Origin of the sequence: Streptomyces swartbergensis (assembly GCF_002148965.1) — a bacterium.
Classification (GTDB): domain Bacteria; phylum Actinomycetota; class Actinomycetes; order Streptomycetales; family Streptomycetaceae; genus Streptomyces; species Streptomyces swartbergensis.
On the sequence record NZ_NGFN01000112.1, the window covers coordinates 1 to 23,033 of the forward strand.

Sequence of the window (23,033 nt, forward strand, 5' to 3'; positions counted from 1 at the left end):
CCACGTGACCGCCCCTAAGGAACACGGACATGGCTGACGAACTCGAATTGCTGCGTGGTGCCAACCCGGTGCCGTCCGACGGCCCCCACTTCGGCGACGGCCCCCTGGACCACGGCGCCGAGCGCCGGCTGGAGCGGCTGCTGCGGGAGCGGCCCTCCGGCGGTCTGCGGGACCGGCTGCTGCCGGGCGGCGGCCGGCCCCGGCTGGCCTGGGGGCTCGTCGCGACGGCGGTGGTCGCCACCCTCGCGCTGACCCTGGTACTGAGTGGCCCGAGCGCCACACCGGCGGTCGCCGCGCCGCGTCCGCTGGTGGTGCAGACCGGCTCCACACCGCTGCCCCTGGACCGGCTGGCCGAGCGTGCCGAACAGGCCGCCGCCGACGGCTCGCCCCGCCTGCGCAAGGGCACGCACGTGCAGACCTGGAGCATGGGCATGTCGGACGACAAGCCCCCGATCACCGTCCCCGAGGAGCGGATCGTGCGCTGGCGGGCCGACGGCAGCCACACGGAACTGGTCGTGGCGACCGACCCGAGGCATCCCGGCCGCCCGGTCCTCTCCGGCGAGGGCGGCGAGCCGCACCTCGTCGACGACGGGCACGTCCTCAGCGACCAGACGTATCCGCCGAGCTGGAGCGACGCCCCGCCCCAGTCCCCGCCGCCGCACGACCCGGCCCGGCTCCGCGCCTATCTGACGGAGGCCCAGTACTCGGACACTCCCCTGACCACGCCCCAACTGCTGGACGCCGTCGGGGTGCTGCTCGACCACTGGACCCTCGGCGCCCGGGAGACCGCGACACTCGCCCGCCTCCTGGCCGGCACCGAGGGGCTGCGGCCCGTCGGCCAGGTGACCGACCGCCTCGGGCGACGCGGTCAGGCGTACGTGTACGACGGCCCCGGCGCCCGCCGCATGCTGATCATGGACCCGGTCACCGGAGCCGTCCTCGGCCTGGAGAGCACCTTCAGCACCGCCGAGCCCGAGTACGGCGTCAAGAAGGGCGACGTGATGTCGTACAGCGCGTGGATGCGCTGATCAGACCCCGGCCGCACCGAGCTGCCGGGCGGCAGTGCCACTGCCTGTTCCAGCAGCTCGTCGGCGTGGTTCCTACTCGTCCCAGGCTTGGACGAGGGTCTGCTCGGCGATCTTGCCGTCCTTCAGCGAGATCATGGACTCGGACAGGACGCGCACACCGTCCGCGTACTCGCAGCTCTCGCTGTACGCGGCTTCGTCGCCCTGGATGACGCACCGCTCCAGTTTGTGCGACATGTCGCGGCTGTAGACGTCCTCCAGCATCCGGCTGATCTCGTCCCGGCCGTGCAGGACCTTGGGGTGGCTGGGCTGGGTCGTGCGGTCGACGATGCGGAACTCCGCGTCGTCCGCGTAGAGCGAGAGCAGCAGGTCCGGGCTCTGTTCCACGCCCCGGCGCAGTGTCTCTCTGTCGAAGGCGGGGTCTGCCGCGGTTCCCATGATGACCTCCTTCAAAGGGCCGCGACCCGGTCGGAGGCGGGCCGCGAGGAGCCTCTCCTCCTGTCGAGCCTCCTCCCGTCCGGCGAGCTCGGCAAACGCGGGCAAACGCAGACAAGGCAGACGACGCAGACGACGCAGCCGGACCCGCTCGCGTTGCGACAGGCATGATCTCAACACGACGTTGCGTCGCCGCCGTTGGTCTCGCCGCGGGTGTCACCGGCCTCGCCGCGCCGATGGCGAACGCGGCCGACGCGGAATCCCGGAGCCCGCTCAGCCCGGTCGCCACATTGGACTCGCTGACCGTGAGCGACATCCCCGCCGAGCACACGGACGAGATCCCGCGGCCCTCCTCCCTGCTGGCCGGGCTCGAGCGCCTGAACCACCTCAACCAGCTGAACCAGGTCGTCGGCCTGGTCTCCCCGGTCTTCGGTTTCGTTCCGAACGTCCGGCCCTGACGGCAGCGCGTGCGACGAGGGCCGCCCGGCTCGGGCGGCCGCCACGCATGCCCGCCGGCTCAGTCCGCCGCGGCCAGGAACTGGGTCGCCGCCAGCTCCGCGTAGAGCGGGTCGGCGGTCACGAGCTCGCGGTGCGTGCCGACCGCCCGGACCCGCCCGGCATCCATCACCACGATCCGGTCGGCCATCGTCACCGTGGACAGCCGGTGCGCCACCACCAGGACCGTCGTCGTACGGGCCACGTCCGCGACGGTGTCGCGCAGCGCCGCCTCGTTCACCGCGTCCAGCTGCGAGGTCGCCTCGTCGAGCAGCAGCAGCCGGGGGCGGCGCAGCAGGGCCCGGGCGATGGCGACCCGCTGCCGCTCACCGCCCGACAGCTTGGTGCCACGGTGCCCGACGAGCGTGTCGAGGCCGGCGGGCAGCCGGGCGACCAGACCGTCGAGACGGGTCGTCTTCAGCACCCGCGCGAGGGCGTCGTCGTCCGCCTCCGGATTGCCCAGCAGCAGGTTGTCCCGCAGGGAGCCCGACAGGACCGGCGCGTCCTGCTCCACGTAGCCGATCGCGGCGCGCAGGCGCGGCAGTTCCCACTCCGCCACGTTTCGCCCGTCCAGCGCGATCTCGCCGGACTCGGGGTCGTAGAACCGCTCGATGAGGGAGAACACGGTCGTCTTGCCCGCGCCGGACGGGCCGACGAACGCCGTCATCCCCCGGGCCGGCACCTCGAACGTCACCCCGTGGTGCACGTGCGGCAGATCGTCGGCGTAGCGGAAACGGACGTCGCGGAAGGCGACGGACGCGGGCGGCTCACCAGCGGACGGCAGCGGCGCGGAGCGCACCGGCGGCTCGGCGGGCAGGCTCAGCGCCTCCTGGATCCGGGCCAGGGCCGCGGACCCCGTCTGGTACTGCGCGACGGCGCCGATGACCTCCTGGAGCGGGGAGATCAGGAAGAAGACGTACAGCAGGAACGCCACCAGCGTGGCCACGTCCACGGCGCCCGTCGCCACCCGCGCCCCGCCCACCGCGAGCACCGTGAGGAACGCGATCTGAATGGCCAGCCCCGCCGTGTTGCCCGCCACGGCCGACCACTTGGCGGCGCGCACGCTCTGCCGCCAGGACTCCTCGGCCGCCTCGTGCAGCGCGCGTTCCTCGCGGTGCTCGGCGCCCGAGGCCTTCACCGTGCGCAGCGCCCCCAGCACCCGCTCCAGCGCGGCGCCCATGACGCCCACGGCCTGCTGGGCCTGCTTGCTCGCCTTGTTGATGCGCGGCGCGATCGTCCCGATCACTGCCCCCGCGCCCGCGATCACGGCCACCGTGACCCCGAGCAGCACCGGATCCACCAGCCCCATCATCACGATCGTCGCCACCAGGGTGAGGCCACCGGTGCCCAGACCGACCAGTGACTCGGTGGTGACCGTGCGCAGCAGGGTGGTGTCGGAGGTGATCCGGGCCATCAGGTCGCCGGGCTCGGTGCGGTCCACGGCCGTGATGCGCAGCCGCAGCAGATACGACGACAGCGAGCGCCGCGCGCCGAGCACGACCGACTCGGCGGTGCGCCGCAGCACGTACGAACCCAGCGCGCCGACCGCCGCGTTGGTCACGACCAGGGCCGACATCGCCAGCAGTGCGCCGGTGATCGCCCGGTCGTGCGCCAGATCGTCGATCAGGCCCCGCGCCACCAGCGGCAGCATCAGCCCGGTCGCCCCGGTGACCAGCGAGAGCACGGCACCGGCGAGCAGGGACCGGCGGTGCGGCCGTACGTATCCGAGGAGCAGCCGCCAGGCGGGTGTACCGGTCTCGGTCTCTGCGATGCTCACGTCGCTCCTTCGGCGTCGGGCGGAGCGTTCAGGTTACGGGGCCGCCGGTGCGCTGCCCCGCGTTTTCGGACAGCGCGTGAGCTGGTGATACGGCGCCGCGGGTGGCAGATCCGCGCCCCTTGCCGATCAGTCGCGCGTAGGGTCGGAAGGGAAGGCATCCGGCCTACGAGCCGACGAAGGAGTCAGCATGGCGCAGGAAGTACGCGGTGTGATCGCACCGGGCAAGGACGAGCCGGTACGGATCGAGACCATCGTCGTGCCCGATCCCGGCCCGGGGGAGGCGGTCGTGCGCGTCCAGGTCTGCGGGGTGTGCCACACCGATCTGCACTACAAGCAGGGCGGCATCAGCGACGACTTCCCCTTCCTGCTCGGCCACGAGGCGGCGGGCGTGGTCGAGGCGGTCGGCGACGGCGTCACCGACGTCGAGCCCGGGGACTTCGTGATCCTCAACTGGCGTGCCGTATGCGGGAATTGCCGAGCCTGTCTGCGCGGGCGGCCCTGGTACTGCTTCGACACCCACAACGCCGAGCAGAAGATGACCCTCGCCTCGACCGGCCAGGAGCTCTCCCCGGCTCTCGGTATCGGTGCCTTCGCCGAGAAGACGCTGGTCGCGGCCGGGCAGTGCACCAAGGTCGACCCGGGCGTCGCCCCGCAGGTGGCCGGGCTGCTCGGCTGCGGCGTCATGGCCGGCATCGGCGCCGCGATCAACACCGGAAACGTCGGCCGGGGCGACACGGTCGCCGTCATCGGCTGCGGCGGCGTCGGCGACGCCGCCATCGCCGGGTCGCACCTCGCCGGAGCGGCGAAGATCATCGCCGTCGACATCGACGACCGGAAGCTGGAGAAGGCGCGCACCATGGGCGCCACCCACACGGTCAACTCCCGCGAGAGCGACCCCGTCGAGGCGATTCGCGACCTCACCGGCGGCTTCGGCGCCGACGTCGTCATCGAGGCCGTCGGCCGTCCCGAGACGTACAAGCAGGCCTTCTACGCCCGCGACCTCGCCGGCACGGTCGTCCTGGTCGGTGTGCCCACCCCCGAGATGAAACTCGAACTGCCGCTGCTGGACGTGTTCGGGCGCGGCGGCGCGTTGAAGTCGTCCTGGTACGGCGACTGCCTGCCCTCCCGTGACTTCCCCATGCTGATCGACCTGCACCTGCAGGGGCGTCTGGACCTCGGGGCGTTCGTCACCGAGACCATCCAGCTCGACGAGGTGGAGAAGGCGTTCGAGCGGATGCACCACGGCGACGTGCTGCGTTCGGTGGTGGTGCTGTGATGGCCCCGCGCGTCGAACACCTCGTCACCTCCGGCCAGTTCAGCCTCGATGGCGGCACCTGGGACGTCGACAACAACGTCTGGATCGTCGGCGACGACCACGAGGCGATCGTGATCGACGCCGCGCACGACGCCGACGCCATCGCGGAAGCCGTGGGAGACCGCAGGCTCACGGCCATCGTGTGCACCCACGCCCACAACGACCACATCGATGCCGCCCCCGCCCTCGCCGAGCGCACCGGGGCCACCATCTGGCTGCACCGCGACGACCTGCCGCTGTGGAAGCAGACCCACCCGGACCGCGAGCCCGACGCCTGGCTGGTCGACGGCCAGGTGATCGAGGCCGGCGGCGCCGACCTGCGCGTCCTGCACACCCCGGGGCACGCGCCCGGCGCGGTGTGCCTGTACGACCCCGGGCTCGCCACCGTCTTCACCGGGGACACCCTCTTCCAGGGCGGCCCCGGCGCCACCGGCCGGTCCTTCTCGCACTTCCCGACGATCATCGACTCGATCCGCGACCGCCTCCTCACGCTGCCGCCCGGGACGAAGGTCCGCACCGGCCACGGAGACTCCACGACCATCGGCGCGGAGGCCCCGCACCTTCAGGAGTGGATCGCCCGGGGGCACTGATCGCCTGTCGCCCGTAAAAGGCGACAGAAGATGTCCGGCTTACCCGTCACCCTCGAAGCATCACGCATTCACGGCAACGGGAGGCCGGACATGTCAGCTCCGCTGAAGGGCAAGGTCGCACTGGTCGCCGGAGTGACCCGGGGCGCCGGACGGGGCATCGCGGTGGAACTCGGTGCGTCCGGTGCCACCGTCTACGTCACCGGACGCACCACCCGCGCCCGCCGCTCGGAGTACGACCGGCCCGAGACCATCGAGGACACCGCCGACCTCGTCACCGAGGCCGGCGGGCAGGGCATCGCCGTACCCACCGACCACCTGGACCCGGCGCAGGTCCGCGCCCTCGTGGACCGCATCGCGGACGAACAGGGCCGCCTCGACGTCCTGGTCAACGACATCTGGGGCGGCGAGAAGCTCTTCGAGTGGGACACCCCGCTTTGGGAGCACGACCTCGACAACGGCCTGCGTCTGCTCAGACTCGCGGTCGAGACGCACGCGATCACCAGCCACCAGGCCCTGCCCCTGCTGCTGCGCAACCCCGGCGGCCTGGTCGTCGAGGTCACCGACGGCACCGCCGACTACAACGCCGACAACTACCGCGTGAACTTCTTCTACGACCTCGCCAAGGCGTCCGTCCTGCGCATGGCCTTCGCCCTCGGCCACGAACTCGGCCCGCGCGGCGCCACCGCCGTCGCCCTCACCCCCGGCTGGCTGCGCTCGGAACTCATGCTGGACGCCTTCGGGGTGCGCGAGGACAACTGGCGCGACGCCCTGGAGCGCGTCCCCCACTTCGCCATCTCGGAGACCCCGCGCTATGTGGGCCGGGCCGTCGCGGCGCTCGCCGCCGACCCGGACGTGGCGCGCTGGAACGGCCGATCCCTCTCCAGCGGCGGCCTGGCCCGGGAGTACGGCTTCACCGACCTCGACGGCAGCCGCCCGGACGCCTGGCGCTACCTCGTCGAGGTGCAGGACGCGGGCAGGCCGGCGGACACGACCGGCTACCGCTGAGAGGAGCGAGCGCGGGTCCTGGTGGCCGACCAGGACCCGGCCCGGGCCGCGCGGACCGCGGGGACGCTGCGTCGTGAGGTATGTCACCGTTTCGTCCCAGGCGGAGAGCCCGCACAACCCGACCCCCCGTACGCCCGTCTAGCTGGCAGGGATCGCAGACCATGTGACCACTTCCGCGAAAGGGCAGGACCAACCATGGGGGACGTACGCAGACGGGGTGCCGTCGTACTCGGGATCACCGGACTGGTGGCACCGCTCACGCTCGCGCTCGGCGCCACGCCGGCCGCGGCCGCGAGCTGCACCGCGAAGACCGGCCCGTACCAGAAGCAGGTGGAGAAGTTCCTCGGCCGGCCGGTCGACGGCAAGCAGTCCGCCGCCGACTGCAAGGCGATCAAGGCCTTCCAGACCAAGCACGGCATCTCCCCGAACGCCGGCTACGCCGGACCCGTCACCTGGGGCGTGATGGACCTGATGCAGAAGCAGAAGGCCGTCGGGAACAACCCCAACAAGGACGGCAAGTGCCCGGTGAACAAGGGCCGGATCGCCTGCGTGAACCTGAGCCTCCAGCTGAGCTGGATCCAGGACGGCAAGAAGCTCGTCTACGGCCCCGTCCCGGTCCGCACGGGCCGCGACGGCTACGAGACCCGCACCGGCCTGAAGAAGATCTACTGGCGCAACATCGACCACGTCTCGTCCATCTACGACGTGCCGATGCCCTACGCCCAGTTCTTCGACGGCGGCCAGGCCTTCCACTCGGTCGGCGTCAGCATGTGGAACCCGCCGGGCTCGCACGGCTGCGTCAACATGACCAAGACCGACGCCAAGAAGTACTGGTCGCTGCTGAAGAAGAACGACGACGTCTTCGTGTACGGCCGCAAGCCGGGCACCTGATCCCAGGCACCCGGCTCGCACGACGCCACTACAGCGGCGCGTCCCCGAAGTCCGGGATCTCCAGCCGTACTCCACCCTGCCGCGCCGACTCGTGCGCGATGATGCCCGGCAGGGTGTAGCGGGCGGCCACCCACGCGTTCACCGACGGCAGGGTGCGCGTGTTGACTGCGGTCACGAAGTCGTCGACCAGGAAGTGGTGGCTGCCCTCGTGGCCGTTGTGGAGGTTGTCGAACTCCCTGGGCAGCCGCGCACGGTCGTGCACGGGAGCCGACCCGGAGGTGAACGCGGCCCGCAGCTCGGGCGCGATGTGCTGGAGCGACGGGTCGTCGGGCGCCATGGTGGGCTTGGGCTCCAGCAGTTCGCTGATGTCCTTCACCCCCTGCTTGTCCTGCCACAGGGCGACCGTGGCGAGCTGTTTCATGCTCGCCTCGGTGCCGAAGAAGCGGAAACGCGACTCCCGTATGTGCGAGGGGTAGCCGACCCGCCGGAACTCGTTGGTACGGAACGAGCCGCCGCCCGCCACCTCGAACAGCGCGGTGGCGTTGGAGAAGTCGTTGCCGAACTGGCTGATCTCCTTGTCGAAGACACCGTCGCCCCGGTCGTCGACGACACCGATCGCCGACACGCTGACGGCGTGCGTCTTCCAGGCGCCCAGCACCCCGCCGACCGCGTGCGTCGGGTACAGCAGCGGGGGATAGCTGGCGGTGGCCTTCCAGTTCTCGCCGCCGCTGTACTGGTAGGCCTCGTAGAACCCGAGGTCCATGTCGTGGACGTAGTCGCCCTCGGCGTAGAACAGCCGCCCGAAGGCGCCCTCGGCGATCTGGTTGCGGGCGTGGACGGTCGCCGGGTTGTACTCGCTGGTCTCGCCCATCATGTACGTCAGCCCGGTGGCCTTGACCGCGTCGATGATCGCCGCGATCTCCTCCGTGCTGATGGCCATGGGGACCGCGGAGTACACGTGCTTGCCGGCGCCCAGGCCCTGGAGCACCAGAGGCCCGTGCGTCCAGCGCTGCGTGAAGATCGCGACGGCGTCGACGTCCTCCGACTCCAGCATGGCCTGGTACGACGGGAAGGTGCCCGTCAGCCCCTGGGCGGAGGCGAGGTGCTCGGCCCTCTCGGGCAGCAGGTCGGTGACGTAGACGTCGCTGACGCCGGGGTGGGCCTGGAACAGCGTGGCGAACTGGCCCGAGAACTGTCCGGCGCCGACGATGCCGATGGAGAACGTCATGTAAGGCGTGCCCTTCACTGGTCGGGGGATCACTGCGAGAGGATCAGGTTGATCTGTTCGTTGGTCTCGTCGAGGCTGCTGACCGGCTTGCCGTTGCCGTAGATGTCCTCCATCGCCGGCGCCATGAGCGCCGTCATGTCCGCCGAGTAGCTGGCGATGGGATACGAGAACGTCCGGAAGTTCTTCTTGTCGGCCACGGGCTTCGTGAACGACGAGACGTCGATGCCCTTCTTCCGGTACGCGGCGACGGCGGCCTCGGTCCCGGCCTTCGTCGCGGGGAACACGACGCCGTACCTGCCGACGACCTTCTGGCACTTGTCCGATGCCAGATACGCCACCCACTTCTTGGCGCCCTCCTTGTTCTGGGACGCCTTGGTGACGGAGTCGGCGAGGCCGTTCATCATGGTGGCGCGCTTGCCGGTCGGGCCGACCGGCGTCAGGGCGGTCTTGATGTCCCTGCCCTTGAAGCCCGCGTACGTGGAGATCATCCAGGCCCCGTCGAACGCGGTGGCGGCCTTGCCCGCCGCGACCTGGGTATTGGCCTGGTTGGACTGGACGTTGTAGTCGGACAGCGGCGGCATGTAGCCCTTCTTCGCCAGGCCGAAGTACCACTGGATGACCGACTGGAAGGTCTTGCTGTCGTACTGGTACTTCGTGCCCCAGCGGGGCTTGTCCAGGTAGCTCCACCCGGCGGAGGCGGCGAAGTTGCTCCACTGGGTCTGGCCGTCGCCGAACCCACCGCCGTTGCTGGCCAGGCCGTACACCTTGACGTTGTTCTTGTCGAAGCCCGGCTCGTCGCCCCGCTTGCCGTTCCTGTCGATCGTGAGGTGGGCGATGGCCTTCTCGAAGGTGCCGCCGTCCTCGGGGTTCCAGGAGAGGTTGTTCAGCCGCTCGGCGGTGAGGCCCGCGTCCTTCGTCATCTTCGAGTTGTAGAACAGCGCGACGGTGTCCCAGTCCTTGGGGGCGCCGTACCGGTGGCCGTCCTTCCCGATCCAGTTGGCGGCGAGGCCGGGCTGGTAGTCGGAGTTCTCGATGCCGAGGTCGTCGAGCGGTTCGAGGACCTTCAGGTCGGCGTACTGGCCGAAGTTCTGGATGTGGTCGGTGAACACGTCCGGCTGGGTGCCCGCGATGAACCCGGCGGTGAGCTTGGTCCAGTAGTCGCTCCAGCCCAACTGGGTGATCTTGACCTTCAGTCCGGGGTTCTCCTTCTCGAACCCCTTCGCGCAGGCCTGGTAGGCGGGCAGCTGGTTGGCGTCCCACAGCCAGTACGTGACCGTGTTCGCGGAGGATCCGGCGGCCCCTTGCTGCGCGCATCCGCTGACCAGGGACAGCGCCAGCGCTCCGGCCGCCGCGACGAGCGTACGCAGACGAATTCGCATCACAGTCCCCTTACTTGATCCCGGTGAAGCCGATGGAGCTGACGATGCGGCGCGCGAAGCAGGCGAACAGCACCAGCATCGGCAGCGCGGCGATCAGCGTCGCCGCCATGAGCCCGGACCAGTCGACGCCGGTCGCCGGGGTCTGCGCCCGGAAGATCGCCAGCGCCACGGTCAGCACGCGCGAGCTGTCGCTGTAGGAGACCATCAGCGGCCAGAAGTAGTCGTTCCAGGAGGTGATGTACGTCAGCACGCCCAGCGTGAGGATCGGCGTGGACGCCATGGGCAGCACCACCCGGAAGAAGATCTTGATCTTCCCGGCGCCGTCCAGCAGTGCCGCTTCCTCCACCTCCTGGGGGATGTTCATGAAGAACTGCCGCAGGAAGAACACCGCGAACGGCGCCATGAACATGGTGGGCAGGGCGATGCCGAGGAGCGTGTCCACCAGGTGCAGTTGCTTGATGAGCACGAAGTTCGGCAGCAGCGTGAAGATGGTCGGCACCATCATTCCGGCCAGGAACAGCCCGAAGACCGCGTCCCGGCCGCGCCAGCGCAACCGTGAGAAGGCGTACGCGGCCATCGCGGAGAAGAAGAGCTGACAGCCGGTGATCAGGGTCGAGACCAGCACCGAGTTGAGCAGATAGCGCCAGAAGTCGAGCCCGCCGCCCGCACCGCCCTGCGCGACGGCCTCCTCGGCCGACTGCATGCCCAGGGCGCGTTCGAAGCCGCTGGTGGTGAGGTCCACGGGCAGGGGGTTGGTCGGATCGGCGTTCAGTCCCGCGTTGGTGGACAGCGCGGTGCGCAGGATCCAGTAGAACGGCAGCAGGGTGATGAGGACGATCAGCCCCATCACGGTCCAGGCGGCGGCCCGCCCGAAGGGGAACCTGCGCCGGACCGGTCGCACAGTCGTCGACGTCGTTGTCGTCACGGCAGCCATGCCGGTGTCTCCCTTCCGTCAGCCGAGGTCGGTCCGGCCGGCCCGGGTGAGCCGGTACTGGAGGATGGTGATCGCGCTCAGCACGATGAGCAGGGCGACGGACATGGCCGAGGCGTAGCCGAACTGGAAGCGCCCGAAGGCGGAGCCGTAGATGTAGTACTGGAGCACGTTGGTCGCGTTCGCCGGACCGCCCGCGGTGGTCACGGCCACGGTGTCGAACACCTGGAACGACCCGATGACCGTCATGATGAGCACGACCGCGAGCACCGGCCGCAGCAGCGGCATGGTGATCCGCCAGAACATCCGCCACTCGCTCGCGCCGTCCACCCTGGCCGCCTCGTACATGTCGTTCGGGATCGCCTGGAGACCGGCGAACAGCAGCAGCGCGGTGTAGCCGACGTGCCGCCACACGTTGATGAGCGCGATCGTCGGGATCGCCCAGGTCTCGTCGGCGAGGAACGGGATGCGGTCGGCGCCGAGGGCGCTGATGATCTCGTTGCCGATGCCGAGCTGGGTGTCGAGAATCCAGAGCCAGACCAGACCCGCGACGACGTTCGACATCAGGTACGGCGTGAGCACGATGCCGCGCAGCATCGCCGACTGGGTCAGCCGCTGGAGCAGGACGGCGATGGCGAGCGCCGCGACCGTCTGGACGCCGATGTTGATGACGACGTACTCGACGGTGACCGTCAAGGAGTCCCAGAAAATGGGGTCGTTGACCATGCGGACGTAGTTGTCCAGGCCCACCCACTCCGCCGGTGTCAGCAGGTTGAAGCGGGTGAAGCTGAGATAGATGCCCCGGAGCGTCGGCCAGAGCAGGAAGACGAGGAAACCGAGCAGCGCCGGGGCGATGAAGACCGCGGCCAGCCGTCCGTCACCCCGGTTCTCGCTCACGTCGTCACGTCGTGTCCTGGGCTTGCTGGGGGCCTCCGTCGCGCCGCCCGCGGGCAGGCGCGACGGAGGGCTGCTGGAGGCGATGGTCATCGGGAGACTCCCTCGCTGCGGCGGCTCGTCCTCTGGCGGGACTTACTTTTGGTGCGAAACAATTGCTGCGTCAAGAGGGGTGCAAACATCTTTTCGCATCAGCCACCATCGCCTTAGAGTGGTCATGTTGGTTTCAGTGCGAAAAAAAGGCGAGGGGAGTCGGGCCGACATGACCGCAGGCATCGCCAGCTGGCCGCCGCTGAGTCCGGGGGAGCGTGCGGTGGCGATCGAGGTGCTCGTGCACGGCCCGCTGTCGCGCACCGAGCTCGCCCGCAGGCTAGGACTGTCGGCCGGCAGCCTCACCCGGCTGACCAAGCCGCTGATCGAGTCGGGCCTGCTGGTCGAGGTGGCCGAGGCGGGGGTGCCGGCGGAGGCGCGCCAGGGCCGCCCCTCGACACCGCTGGACGTCGTCGCGGACTCCTGGTCCTTTCTCGGCTTCAAGATCACCGAGGACATGGTCTACGGCGTCGTCACCACGCTCAGAAGCGACATCGTCGCCCGCCACGACCGTCCGCTCACCACCCACGACCCCACCGAAGTCGCCGACGTGCTCGGGGAGATGACGGCCGAACTGACCCGCGACCATCCCCGGCTCGCCGGGATCGGCATCGGGGTCGGCGGTTTCGTCCAGGACCGCGCCGTCGTCGGCGAGTCCCCCTTCCTGCTGTGGCGGGACGTCCCCCTGGCCGAGCTCGTCGAGGAGCGCACCGGGCTGCCCGTGGTCGTCGAGAACGACGTCGCCGCCCTGGTCGAGGCCGAGACCTGGTTCGGCGCCGGCCGCGGCCTGGACCGCTTCGTCGTGCTCACCATCGGCGCCGGCATCGGCTACGGACTCGTCCTGGGCGGCAAGCGGGTGCCCTGCGCCGAGGAGGACCGCGGCTTCGGCCGCCACTGGATCGTCGACCCCAACGGCCCGCTCACCCCGGACGGACGGCGCGGCAGTGCCGTCTCGCTGCTGACCATTCCCAACATCCGCTACCAGATCCGGGCCGCCACCGGCCGCGACCGGACGTACGAGGAGATCCTCGCGGCGGCCGCCGCCGGGGACCCGATGCCCGCCCGGGTCGTCGCCGAGGCGGCACGCGCCCTGGGCACACTCGTCGCGCAGATCTCCAACTTCGTGATGCCGCAGAAGATCCTGCTCGCGGGGGAGGGGGTCGGGCTGATGGACGTGGCCGGCAAGACGGTCGAGGAGACCGTCCGTGACAACCGCCACCCCCTGGCCGCCCCGGTCGAACTGGAGACGAAGGTGTCCGACTTTCACGACTGGGCGTGCGGCGCGGCCGTCCTGGCCATCAAGGTGCTGGTGCTGGGATCGGCCGAAGTGTGAACAGGCTCACGTTTACTGGGAGATGGACGTGATCAGCAACACTGTCCGGAATGACCGTTTAACTCACGATTACTCACACCGCCTTCACCTGCGGCGACGTATGCTTCACAGCATGTCCACCACTGTTGAATCCTCTTCCCAGCGAACGGCTGACGAGGTCAACGAGGAGATCCGGGCCCTGTGGCGCCGGTCGGGCGGGACACTGAGCGTCGAGCAGCGCGAGGAGTACCGGCGGCTCGTCCTGGAGTGGGCCGCCGCGGCCCCGCAGTCCGCGCCCGCGGCCTGAGCGTCAGCCAGGGCCGCTGACGCATCGGACCCTCGTCCCGGGGCACCCCTGATCCAATGGGTGCCCTTCTCGCACTTTCCTCGGCCGTCGTCTACGGCATGGTCGACTTCACCGGCGGCCTGCTGTCCCGGCGCATCCACCACACCGCCGTCACGTTCTTCGGGCAGCTCGGCGGGCTGCTGCTCGCCTGCGCCGCCGCGCTCCTCATGCCCGCCGACGCCGTCCACACCACCGACCTGCTGTGGGGCGCGCTGTCCGGCGTCGGCAGCGGCATGGCCATGCGGTTCCTCAACCGCGGGCTGAGCCGGGGTGCGATGAGCGTCGTGGTGCCCGTGAGCGCCGTCACGGGCGTCGCGCTGTCGGTGCTGTGCGGGGTGCTCGTCCTCGGCGACCGCCCGGGAGCCGTGGCCTGGCTGGGCATCGCCGTGACCGTCCCYGCGCTCTGGTTCGTCTCCGGAGGCGGAGGCGGAGGCGGAGGAGGCGCGGGCAAGGGGACGGCGGACGGACTGCTCGCCAGCGCGGGCGTCGCCGTGCAGTACCTCGCCCTCGGCCAGGCCGGGCCGGGAAGCGGGTTGTGGCCCGTCGCCGCGGGCCGTGTCGCCGCGGTCCTCGTCCTCCTGCCGGACGCCGTCCGTCACGCCCGCCGGCTGAAGCTGCCGCCGGGTCGCTGCGTCCAGGCCCTCCTCATCGGGGCCGGTGCGGCCCTCGGCCTCGTGCTGTATCTGCTCGCCGCGCAGCGCCAGTTGCTGGCCGTCGCCGTCGTCCTCGCGTCCCTCTACCCGGCCCTGCCCGTCATCCTCGGCCTGGTCCTCCTGCACGAGCGGATCAGCCGACGCCAGGCGCTGGGGCTGCTGGGGGCGGGGGTGGCGACGGTACTGCTCACGCTGGGGTGAGACAGGGCCCCTGGAGTGTGGAAGGGCGGTCGGGGTCGTGCTCACGCGTCGCCCTGGTCCTTCGGCCACGAGTGGAACCGGAAGTCGACGCCGGCCCCGTCCCGCAGCGCTGCCTGATAGGCGGCCCAGGAGAGTGCGAGATCCTGCCAGGGCAGGCCGACCGGGGTGTAGACGGTCACCTGCTCGACATCGGTCCGCGCCGGGACGGTCCCGTCGATGATCCGGCCCAGCACGGCTGCGGCATCCTCCCGGCGCAGGCCCGCACTGCCCAGCGCGCCGGACGTCATCGCCAGGTCGAGGTCGTCCACGACGACTCGCGCATGCCGCAGCAACCCGGCATCCAGTTCCACCTTGCCCGGTTCGTCCGCTCCCAGCGAGGTGATGTGCGAGCCCGGCCGGACGTCCGGGAGGTGCAGCAGCGGGCGGCGGGACCAGGTCGCGGTGACGACGCTGTCACAGGTGCGGGCGACCTCTCGCGCACTGCCGACGACCTGGCATGCGAGTCCGGCCCGTTGCCAGACCTCGGCCATCCGGTGAGCCCGTCCGTCGTCGGCATCGTGGATGACGGCTCGTTCGACCGTGCGCAACCGGGTCAGCCCACGCAGCGTCATGTCCGCCTGGGCTCCGGCGCCGATGATCCCCACCGCGCGTGCTCCGGCCGGGCTGAGCAGGTCAGTGGCCAATGCCGCCGACAGACCGGTCCGCCACGCCGTCACGAAGGCGGAGTCCAGCAGCGCGAGCAACTCCCCGGTCTCCAGGTCGTGGAGACAGACGATGCCGGAGATCGCCGGGTCGGCATCGGGGAATTTGGCGTTCACCTTCACCGTGTAGGCGGGGATGCCGGGCAACAGCCCCGGCAGCAGTACGGCGATACTCCCGGAGGACGCCGGCAGGCTCTGGCGCACGCGCTGCGGGGAGGTCTGCGTGGCGAGGGCCGCGACAAAGCCCTCGCGCAGGGCCCGGACCATGGCCTGCGGTGTGACCACGCGCTGAAGCTCGGGGGCGCCGAGCAGTACGGTCATGAGGCGTCCTTGCCCGAACTGACGGGGTCATCCCCAAGTAGCCGAGTAGTACTGCCGATACGCCTTGCGGTCCTGCTCCGCGCGGATCCAGCGGGTCGCCACCAGCGCGACGAGGCTGCCCGCGATGACCAGCAGGCCGGGACCCACGTTGCGCGGGTCGGTGAGGCGGGTCAGCAGGCCCGACACGTCCTCGCCCGTGACCGGTGCCGACGAGCCGGGCGAGGCGGCGCCCTGCGAGGCCGACGGCGCGGGGGAGGCGCCGGTGCCGCCACCGGCCTGCTTGGCCACGATCAGCTTGACCCCCAGCTCGGTCAGCGCCTTCGTCACCGGCTGGAAGAACGTCGTACCGCCCGCCGCGCAGTCCCCGCTGCCGCCCGACGTCAGACCGAGCGCGACGCCGTCGGCGAACATCGGGCCGCCGCTGTCACCTGGTTCGGCGCACACGTTCGTCTCGATGAGGCCGGTGACCGTGCCCTCGGGGTAGTTGACCGTCGCGTTCAGCGCGGTCACCTCCCCCTCGCGCAGCCCGCTCGTGCTGCCGCTGCGGAAGATCTTCTGCCCGACCTCCGGATCGGCCACGCCCGTGATCCGCACGCCCTTGCCGCCACCGACCGCCACGACGTCCGCGCCCTCGCCCGCGCGACCGCTGTCGTACTTGACCAGGGAGTAGTCGTCGCCGGGGAAGCTCCCCCTGAGCGACGTGCCGACCTGTTCGCGGCCCCGGTCGTCGGCGAACCAGACGGAACCGTCGGGCCCGCAGTGCCCGGCCGTGAGGATGAAGTCGGTCTTCCCGTCGGTCACGTTGAAGCCCGCCGAACAGCGCCCGGCGGTCGACAGGATCGGCTCCGCGCCGTTGATCCGCGTCGTGAACGTGCCCTCGGTGCGCTCCATGCGCACGAAGCCGCCGATGCCCTCCGCGACCTCGGTCAGCCGGGACCAGTCGGAAGCGGAGACGGTGCTGTCGCCCCGTACCACCACCTCGTTGCTCTTGTAGTCCAGGGCCCAGGCGGTGCCGGGCACCCGGGGCGCCGAACGCAGCGTCGCCGTCGCGGACTTGAGGTCGCTCATGCTGTGGCGCACCATCTTCGCCCGCGCACCGGCGCGCTCGACCTCGTCCGCCGCCTTCTCGTCCGTCACCGCGACGACCGGCCGGCCGGCGGAGTCGACCCAACTGCCCGCCGTGCGGGAGGTGCCGAGCCGGGACACGAGGGCGGTGCCCATGCTCGTGGCCGGCTGCGCGGAGTACGGGACTCCGATCGTCGGGTCGGGCGGCTCGCTCGCCACGGCGCGTGTGACCATCGCTCCTCCGAGGAGGAGTCCGCCGACGGCCGCCAGCCGTGTCACTCGCCGGACGACCCGTCGTCGTGCGTGCCTCATGCATGGCTCCCGAACCCGAACAACACGGTGTGAACACCGCGGGGCACTCCTTGAGTTGAGTGCCCTCTTCCCATACGGGGCTCAGCCGTGCCGTGTTCAGCGCACGCGTGAACTCTTCACCGCCGGACGGCGGCGGGGGCGGTCGGGCCGAGGTCCGCCGGGGCGGCGAGCAGGGCCCGGCTGCGCGCGTCGCCCCACACCGAGCCCGGATCGACGTAGGGCCGCAGCAGGGCGGTGAGCGCCGGGTCCCCGCGTCCGTTCAGCTCGTCGGAGGCGATCTTGCGGGCGATCCCGGCGAGGAAGTCCGCCACCTGCACCCGGGCGTCCTCGCGCGCGACGACCAGCCGCAATCCGGCCAGGCCGACCCCCGCCTGCCGGGCCGCCTCCTCGATCCAGGCGATGCGGTCCGGCGTCAGCATGTTCTGCCGGTCGTGCACCAGACGGACCGGCCGCCCGTCGCCGCTCCACAGCGCGGCCGTCCGGACGATCGCCGGGAGCAGCGGATTGAGCACGGGGATCAGGGGCGGTCCGTCCAGGAACGCCGCCCGATAGGACACCGCGCGGGACCGGGTCGCGGCCAGCCGCTCCAGGATCCCCGTCGCGTCCGTATCGGGGTGGGCGCGCCGCAGGGCGTCCACCGTGCCGTAGAAGACCTCCACGGGGGCGCCCGGTTCCCCGTTGTTGCGGACCCGCAGCAGTTGGTTGGCCGCCTCCAGGAACGCCCGCCAGCCGTCCTCCCCGAAGGCCCGGCGGCCCTCGCGGAACAGGGCGACGGCCTGGCCCGGATCGCCCAGCAGCAGACCGACGGCCCGGTCCACCACGAAGAAGGACTTCTCCATAAGATGCACCCGGGCCCGCCCGTGGATCGGCCCGTCCGGCGCGAGCAGCCACTCCAGCACCGCGCGGTGCTTCTCCCGCAGCAGGTGGTTCGCCTTGTACTCCTCGGCAGGTGAGCGGATCCGGTCCCGGATGTCCCGTACGGCCGCCGCTGCCGTCGCCACGGACAGCGACATACTGGCGTGCGCGAACACGTCCGTGTTCCCGCCGGTGAGGTTCTCGCCGTCCGACCCGGACTCGTCGCAGGCGATCTCCAGGAACGGGCCCTCGGCCTCTCCCCGCTCCCCGTCCTCACGATTCCCGCTCACTTCACAGCCCCCTATCGTGTGCCCATGACCAGGATCCCGCACGAGACGTCCGGTGAACCGAATCCGCTGCAAGCCCTCACTCTCGACCGTCTCCGCCGCCGTACGAGCATGAAGTGGCGCACCTACCCCGAGGACGTGCTGCCCCTGTGGGTGGCCGAGATGGACGTGCCGCTCGCCGAGCCCATCGTGCGCGCCGTCACCGACGCGCTCGACCTCGGCGACACCGGCTACCCCGCCGGTACGGCCTACGCGGAGGCGCTGGCCGCCTTCGCCGGAAAACGATGGAACTGGGACGGGCTCGCCGTGGAGCGCACCGCGATCGTGCCCGACGTCATGCTGGGCGTCGTCGAGATGCTCAAACTGGTCACCGGATACGGGGACGCGGTGGTCGTGAACCCGCCGGTGTACCCGCCGTTCTACCAGTTCGTCGAGCACATGGACCGGCGCGTGCTGGAGGCCCCGCTCGGCGCGGACGGGCGCCTCGACCTCGGCGTCCTGGAGGAGACCTTCCGGCAGGCGGTGGCGGGCGGAGGACGGGCCGCCCATCTGCTGTGCAGCCCCCACAACCCGACCGGCACCGTGCACACGGCCGAGGAGCTGTCCGCCGTCGCCGCGCTCGCCGAGCGGTACGGCGTCCGCGTCGTCGCCGACGAGATCCACGCGCCGCTCGTGGTCGGCGGCACGGACTTCGTGCCGTACCTCAGCGTGCCGGGCGCCGAGCGCGGACTGTCGTTGATGTCGGCCTCGAAGGCGTGGAACCTGGCCGGGCTCAAGGCCGCCCTGGCGATCGCCGGTCCCGGGGCCGGCGCTGACCTCGCCCGGATGCCCGAGGAGGTCGGGCACGGCCCGAGCCACGTCGGCATCATCGCCCACACCGCCGCTCTGCGCGACGGCGTCGCCTGGCTGGACGCCCTGCTGTCCGGCCTCGACGCCAACCGGCGGCTGCTCGCGGACCTGCTGGCCGAGCACCTGCCCGAGATCCGCTACCGCCCGGGCGACGCCACCTACCTCGCCTGGCTCGACTGCCACGCGCTCGGCCTCGGTGACGACCCGGCGGACATTTTCTTGCACCGGGGCCGCGTGGCCCTCAACTCCGGCCTCCCCTTCGGCACCGGCGGCGCCGGGCACGTCCGCTTGAACCTGGCGACCTCGCCGGAGGTGATCGGGGAGGCGATGCGGCGCATGGCCGCCGCCCTGCGCTGAAACCCGGTGGTACTCCGCGCAGGTCGCGCTCGTACACTGCCCGCCATGGACGACAGTGCGTTGGACGGACTGGGCGCGGGAAAGTACCTGCTGATCACCAGCTACCGCAGGAACGGTACGCCGGTCGCCACCCCGGTCTGGGTGGTGCGCGACGGGGACGCGCTCGGCGCCTGGACACCGGCCGACTCCTGGAAGGTGAAGCGGATCCGCAACCGCCCCGACGTCCTGGTCGGCCCCTGCGACCTGCGCGGCAACCCCACCGGCGAACAGGTGCCCGCGACGGCGGAGATCTGCGACCCGGCCACCACCGCCCGCTACCGGCAGCTCATCGCCCGCAAGTACGGCCTCACCGGCCGGCTCACGTTGCTCGGCAGCCGGCTGCGCCGGGGCCTGGACGGCACCGTGGGCATCCGCGTCACCCTGACTCGCTGACCTCGATTCCAGCAAGCGCTTTCGGCCCCGGGGGAGTGGACGGCCCGCCCCCGGGACAGACCACCTGTCATGAGCCGAACTCCCGTCCTGCGCGCAGCCGTCGTCGGCACGGGCCACCGGGCCCAGCTCTTCACCCGGGGCCTCGCCGAACGCCCCGGCCACCTCGTGGCCGCGCTGTGCGACCCCAGCCCGACCCGGATGGACTTCCACAACCGGCTGCTGACCGAGACCGGCGCGTCGGCCGCCACCACGTGGGAGCCCGACCGCTTCACCGACCTGCTCGCCGAGGAGGACATCGACGAGGTCGTCGTCACCACCGTCGACGCCGAGCACGACCGCTACATCGTCCCGGCCCTGAAGGCGGGCTGCCGGGTCGTCACCGAGAAGCCGATGACCGTCGACGCCGAGCGCTGCGCCCGCATCCTCGACACGGTCCGCGAGACCGGCAATTCCCTGACCGTCGCCTTCAACTACCGCTTCAACCCCGTGCACGAGAAGGTCCGCGCCCTGCTCGCCGAGGGCGTGATCGGCGAGGTGCTGTCGGTCCACTTCGAGTGGCTGCTCGACGTACGGCACGGCGCCGACTACTTCCGCCGCTGGCACCGCGAGAAACACAACAGCGGCGGCCTGATGGTGCACAAGTCCTCGCACCACTTCGACCTGGTGAACTGGTGGCTCGCCGACGAGCCCCGGGAGGCCTTCGGCTACGGGCGGCTCGGCTTCTACGGCCGCGAGGCGGGGGAGCGGCACGGACTGCGCCGGGACTACGACCGTGCCCACGGCGCCGACCGGGCCGCCGACGACCCCTTCGCCCTGGACCTCGCGGCCAACGACACCCTGCGCGCCCTCTACCTGGACGCCGAACACGACGACGGCTACCTGCGCGACCGGAACGTCTTCGACGGGCCGATCACCATCGAGGACGACATGTCGGTCCTCGTGCGCTACGCGCGCGGCGCGACGATGACGTACCACCTGACCGCCTACTCCCCGTGGGAGGGCTACCGGGTGATGTTCAACGGCAGCGCGGGCCGGCTGGAACTGGAGGTCGAGGAGAGCCGCTGGCAGCCGCCCCTGACCCGGGTCACCTCCGCAGCGGGTGCCGTGCACGGGGACACGGCGGCGGAGCACGCGGGCGGCGCCCGCCTCACCCTGCGGCCGTTGTGGCAGCCCCCGGTGGACGTGCCGCTCGCGGTCGCCCACGAGGCCCACGGCGGCGGCGACCCGCGCATGCTCGACGCGCTGTTCGGACCCGCCGATCCCACCCGCGCGGCGGACACCGCGGCGGCGACCCACCCGACGGCCACCGAACGCGACGGGGCACTCGCCCTGGCGGTCGGCCTCGCGGCCAACCGGAGCTTCGAGACGGGACGGCCCGTGCGCACCGGCGAACTGCTCCCCGGGATCCGGTGAGCGGACCGCCCGTCAGGTCCAGGCGCGGTACGGCTCGTCGATCAGCTGGAAGACCGGCTCACCCCGTACCGGGTCCTGGGCGGTCGACAGCCGCACCCGGTCCCCGCTGTGGATGCCGATGGGCGGGCCCATGACCCGGCCGCGTACGACGAAGCCCTCGGCCATCTCGATCAGGGACACGTTGCGGGCCGCCGGGGTGTTGCGGTGCACCACAGTGGAGTGGCGGACGGTGCCCACGCCCTCGCTGCGCTCCGTCCGCAGGTCACTGCCCCGGCAGACCGGACACAGCACCCGGTGGTACATCGCGGTGCCGCACCAGGTGCAGCGCTGGAAGAGGATGGCCTCCGTGGCCGGGCCCCTCGGGTCGAGCAGACCCGTCGGGGAGCCGGCTGTCTGCTGAGCGACGCTTCCTGAGTGGTGGTACACGCTGTCAACTCCCTGCACTCGGCCGGAATCCCGTGTGCACGGTCGCCCGCGCACAGGTGTGCCCGGTTCGCCGTGCCACCGCGCACGCAGCACAGGGTATGGCACTGAGTGCCACTCGTAAAGGCACTCCGTTCCCTCAATGTGCGGACCCTCAGCCCCGCCCCAGCGTCGACTCGATCTCCTGCACGACCCGCCACAAGGGCGCATCGCGTCGGGACACGACGACCACCACGTCCTCGGGCTGCTCCCCGGCCGGAGGCACCGGCGTGCCGCCGAACGCGGACTGCACGTACGCCAGCGCGTGGTCCACCGTGGCGCTCGCCTCGCCCCGCCCGTCCGAACGCAGCCAGGAGCGCAGCGCGTTGTTGTGCGCCGCGACCACGGCCGCCGCGATCACATCGGCCTGGAGAGTGCCGTCCCGGCGGGCCGCGAAACGCCGGCGCAGATACTCGGCCAGGGCACGCTCGTAGCGCCACACGACCGACAGTTCATAGGCGCGCAGGCCGGGGACCTGCTTGGTGAGGCGGTAACGCTGTACTGAGAACGTCGGGTTCTCGGCGTACATCCGCAGCACGAGCCGGGCCGCGTCGCAGACCCGCCGCACGGGTTCCTCGTCGTCGGTGCCCGCCGCGAGGAAGGCCGTCATGTCGGCCAGGCACCGCTCGTGGTCCGGGAAGACCACGTCCTCCTTGGACGGGAAGTAGCGGAAGAACGAGCGCCGTCCGACCCCGGCCAGCGTCACGATGTCGTCGATGGTGGTCTGCTCGTAACCCCGCTCGAGGAACAGCTGGAAGGCCGCCGCCACAAGGGCGTCCCGCATGGGCGGCTTTCCGGTTCCGGGTTCGGCGGCTTTCTCGGAGCTCATGAGCGGGAACGTAGCACCCGGAAGGGTTCGCATGGCACTCAGTGCACTCCTAGGGAGGAACCGAGTTCCCTCTGAACCCGTGGCGCGGCAGCCGCGTATCTAGCGGCAGGACGATCCCCGAAGACGGGCGCCCCCGAGCCCGGACGGAAGGAGAGCAGCGTGTCGACACCGTCCGAGCCCCGGCAGCCGCACGACGGACCGGCCCTCGAACCCATCCGCGTCCTGCGGCCCCGCCGCACCGACGCACTCGCGGAACTGATGCGGGAGTACCGCGAGGAGATCGGCTCGGCCCCGGGCGGCAACGAGCCCGGCGGCAACGAGTCCGGCGGCTACGGGCCCCGCGGCTACGAGTCCGTCGCGCTGCCCCGGCCGCCGGCCGGCTCCGAAGCCCTGACGCAGGAACTCCCGCCCCTCGGCCGCGAGAGCGGCTCCGGCCGTGCCGGGCCCGGACCAGGTCTGCGCCGCGCGGCCGTCGCGGTGGCCGTCGTCGCGGCCGCGGTGATCGGCTTCGGCGGTGCGGCCCTCCTGCTCGCCGGCGAGAACACCGACGACAAGGCGGCGGCGCCCGCTCCCCGCCCCACCG

At 71.2% G+C, this 23,033-nt stretch carries 23 protein-coding genes and 1 pseudogene; 13 read left to right on the plus strand and 11 right to left on the minus strand.

Annotation, left to right across the window (positions count from 1 at the left end; translation table 11 throughout):
- Nucleotides 1-29: 29 nt before the first annotated feature.
- Nucleotides 30-1,028 carry a CU044_5270 family protein gene (locus tag CA983_RS19255; RefSeq protein ID WP_086602150.1) on the plus strand — a complete coding sequence of 333 codons (999 nt, stop codon included), beginning with the start codon at nucleotides 30-32 and terminating at the stop codon, nucleotides 1,026-1,028.
- 72 nt (nucleotides 1,029-1,100) lie between these two features.
- Here the strand turns inward: CA983_RS19255 and CA983_RS19260 are convergent, their stop codons facing one another.
- The gene (locus CA983_RS19260) at nucleotides 1,101-1,463 is read right to left on the minus strand and encodes a nuclear transport factor 2 family protein (protein ID WP_086602151.1); all 363 of its coding nucleotides are present in this window, start codon (nucleotides 1,461-1,463) and stop codon (nucleotides 1,101-1,103) included.
- A 164-nt stretch (nucleotides 1,464-1,627) separates the two neighbouring features.
- On the opposite strand from CA983_RS19260, the gene CA983_RS19265 reads away from it, so the two are divergent.
- Entirely contained in the window at nucleotides 1,628-1,918 is a 291-nt protein-coding gene (locus CA983_RS19265; protein ID WP_086602152.1) for a hypothetical protein, read from the plus strand.
- Nucleotides 1,919-1,977: 59 nt separating this feature from the next.
- On the opposite strand, the gene CA983_RS19270 is transcribed toward CA983_RS19265, so the two are convergent.
- Complete coding sequence (locus tag CA983_RS19270) at nucleotides 1,978-3,732, minus strand: ABC transporter ATP-binding protein (RefSeq protein ID WP_086602153.1); 1,755 nt, start codon at nucleotides 3,730-3,732, stop codon at nucleotides 1,978-1,980.
- 187 nt (nucleotides 3,733-3,919) lie between these two features.
- On the opposite strand from CA983_RS19270, the gene CA983_RS19275 reads away from it, so the two are divergent.
- From CA983_RS19275 to CA983_RS19290, 4 genes are all read left to right on the plus strand, one after another.
- Nucleotides 3,920-5,008, plus strand: coding sequence for an S-(hydroxymethyl)mycothiol dehydrogenase (locus CA983_RS19275; protein ID WP_086602154.1), 1,089 nt, complete (start codon nucleotides 3,920-3,922; stop codon nucleotides 5,006-5,008).
- Nucleotides 5,008-5,637, plus strand: coding sequence for an MBL fold metallo-hydrolase (locus tag CA983_RS19280; protein WP_086602155.1), 630 nt, complete (start codon nucleotides 5,008-5,010; stop codon nucleotides 5,635-5,637). The genes CA983_RS19275 and CA983_RS19280 overlap by 1 nt, the downstream gene beginning before the upstream one ends.
- Nucleotides 5,638-5,727: 90 nt before the next feature.
- The gene (locus CA983_RS19285; RefSeq protein WP_086602156.1) at nucleotides 5,728-6,642 is read left to right on the plus strand and encodes an SDR family oxidoreductase; all 915 of its coding nucleotides are present in this window, start codon (nucleotides 5,728-5,730) and stop codon (nucleotides 6,640-6,642) included.
- 195 nt (nucleotides 6,643-6,837) lie between these two features.
- Complete coding sequence (locus CA983_RS19290) at nucleotides 6,838-7,533, plus strand: L,D-transpeptidase family protein (protein WP_086602157.1); 696 nt, start codon at nucleotides 6,838-6,840, stop codon at nucleotides 7,531-7,533.
- A 28-nt stretch (nucleotides 7,534-7,561) separates the two neighbouring features.
- Here CA983_RS19290 and CA983_RS19295 read toward each other — a convergent pair whose 3' ends face one another.
- Genes CA983_RS19295 through CA983_RS19310 form a run of 4 tightly spaced genes read right to left on the minus strand, consistent with a single transcriptional unit; the run spans nucleotide 7,562 to nucleotide 12,058 of the window.
- On the minus strand, nucleotides 7,562-8,761 hold the full coding sequence (locus CA983_RS19295; protein WP_086602158.1) for a Gfo/Idh/MocA family protein: 1,200 nt from the start codon (nucleotides 8,759-8,761) through the stop codon (nucleotides 7,562-7,564).
- Nucleotides 8,762-8,790: 29 nt separating this feature from the next.
- Nucleotides 8,791-10,140, minus strand: a complete 1,350-nt coding sequence (locus tag CA983_RS19300; RefSeq protein WP_086602159.1) for an ABC transporter substrate-binding protein — start codon at nucleotides 10,138-10,140, stop codon at nucleotides 8,791-8,793.
- 10 nt (nucleotides 10,141-10,150) lie between these two features.
- Entirely contained in the window at nucleotides 10,151-11,074 is a 924-nt protein-coding gene (locus CA983_RS19305) for a carbohydrate ABC transporter permease (protein WP_086602160.1), read from the minus strand.
- Between the two features lie 18 nt (nucleotides 11,075-11,092).
- Nucleotides 11,093-12,058, minus strand: a complete 966-nt coding sequence (locus CA983_RS19310; RefSeq protein WP_086602161.1) for a carbohydrate ABC transporter permease — start codon at nucleotides 12,056-12,058, stop codon at nucleotides 11,093-11,095.
- 169 nt (nucleotides 12,059-12,227) lie between these two features.
- Here CA983_RS19310 and CA983_RS19315 point away from each other — a divergent pair, with 169 nt between their 5' ends.
- The 3 genes from CA983_RS19315 to CA983_RS19325 all read left to right on the plus strand — a co-directional run bounded on the left by CA983_RS19315 (nucleotide 12,228) and on the right by CA983_RS19325 (nucleotide 14,567).
- Nucleotides 12,228-13,388 carry an ROK family transcriptional regulator gene (locus tag CA983_RS19315; RefSeq protein ID WP_086602162.1) on the plus strand — a complete coding sequence of 387 codons (1,161 nt, stop codon included), beginning with the start codon at nucleotides 12,228-12,230 and terminating at the stop codon, nucleotides 13,386-13,388.
- A 100-nt stretch (nucleotides 13,389-13,488) separates the two neighbouring features.
- Nucleotides 13,489-13,674, plus strand: a complete 186-nt coding sequence (locus CA983_RS19320; RefSeq protein ID WP_086602163.1) for a hypothetical protein — start codon at nucleotides 13,489-13,491, stop codon at nucleotides 13,672-13,674.
- Nucleotides 13,675-13,730: 56 nt separating this feature from the next.
- Nucleotides 13,731-14,567 carry a DMT family transporter gene (locus CA983_RS19325; RefSeq protein WP_086602164.1) on the plus strand — a complete coding sequence of 279 codons (837 nt, stop codon included), beginning with the start codon at nucleotides 13,731-13,733 and terminating at the stop codon, nucleotides 14,565-14,567.
- Between the two features lie 41 nt (nucleotides 14,568-14,608).
- On the opposite strand, the gene CA983_RS19330 is transcribed toward CA983_RS19325, so the two are convergent.
- The 3 genes from CA983_RS19330 to CA983_RS19340 form a co-directional block, all read right to left on the minus strand.
- Nucleotides 14,609-15,589, minus strand: a complete 981-nt coding sequence (locus CA983_RS19330) for an ornithine cyclodeaminase family protein (RefSeq protein ID WP_086602165.1) — start codon at nucleotides 15,587-15,589, stop codon at nucleotides 14,609-14,611.
- Between the two features lie 27 nt (nucleotides 15,590-15,616).
- On the minus strand, nucleotides 15,617-16,966 hold the full coding sequence (locus tag CA983_RS19335) for a S1 family peptidase (protein WP_086602166.1): 1,350 nt from the start codon (nucleotides 16,964-16,966) through the stop codon (nucleotides 15,617-15,619).
- A 116-nt stretch (nucleotides 16,967-17,082) separates the two neighbouring features.
- Entirely contained in the window at nucleotides 17,083-18,111 is a 1,029-nt protein-coding gene (locus CA983_RS19340) for a hypothetical protein (RefSeq protein ID WP_086602167.1), read from the minus strand.
- 24 nt (nucleotides 18,112-18,135) lie between these two features.
- Here CA983_RS19340 and CA983_RS19345 point away from each other — a divergent pair, with 24 nt between their 5' ends.
- The 3 genes from CA983_RS19345 to CA983_RS19355 all read left to right on the plus strand — a co-directional run bounded on the left by CA983_RS19345 (nucleotide 18,136) and on the right by CA983_RS19355 (nucleotide 21,159).
- Nucleotides 18,136-19,314, plus strand: a complete 1,179-nt coding sequence (locus tag CA983_RS19345; protein ID WP_086602168.1) for a MalY/PatB family protein — start codon at nucleotides 18,136-18,138, stop codon at nucleotides 19,312-19,314.
- A gap of 45 nt (nucleotides 19,315-19,359) precedes the next feature.
- Nucleotides 19,360-19,746 (plus strand): PPOX class F420-dependent oxidoreductase, encoded by a 387-nt coding sequence (locus tag CA983_RS19350; protein ID WP_086602169.1) that lies wholly within the window; start codon nucleotides 19,360-19,362, stop codon nucleotides 19,744-19,746.
- Between the two features lie 69 nt (nucleotides 19,747-19,815).
- Nucleotides 19,816-21,159, plus strand: coding sequence for a Gfo/Idh/MocA family protein (locus CA983_RS19355; RefSeq protein WP_086602170.1), 1,344 nt, complete (start codon nucleotides 19,816-19,818; stop codon nucleotides 21,157-21,159).
- A 12-nt stretch (nucleotides 21,160-21,171) separates the two neighbouring features.
- Here CA983_RS19355 and CA983_RS19360 read toward each other — a convergent pair whose 3' ends face one another.
- Nucleotides 21,172-21,585, minus strand: a complete 414-nt coding sequence (locus tag CA983_RS19360) for a Zn-ribbon domain-containing OB-fold protein (RefSeq protein WP_086602171.1) — start codon at nucleotides 21,583-21,585, stop codon at nucleotides 21,172-21,174.
- 151 nt (nucleotides 21,586-21,736) lie between these two features.
- Nucleotides 21,737-22,450, minus strand: coding sequence for a TetR family transcriptional regulator (locus CA983_RS19365; protein WP_086602172.1), 714 nt, complete (start codon nucleotides 22,448-22,450; stop codon nucleotides 21,737-21,739).
- A 159-nt stretch (nucleotides 22,451-22,609) separates the two neighbouring features.
- On the opposite strand from CA983_RS19365, the pseudogene CA983_RS19370 reads away from it, so the two are divergent.
- Nucleotides 22,610-23,033, plus strand: a pseudogene (locus CA983_RS19370) (peptidoglycan-binding protein); the annotation flags it as partial.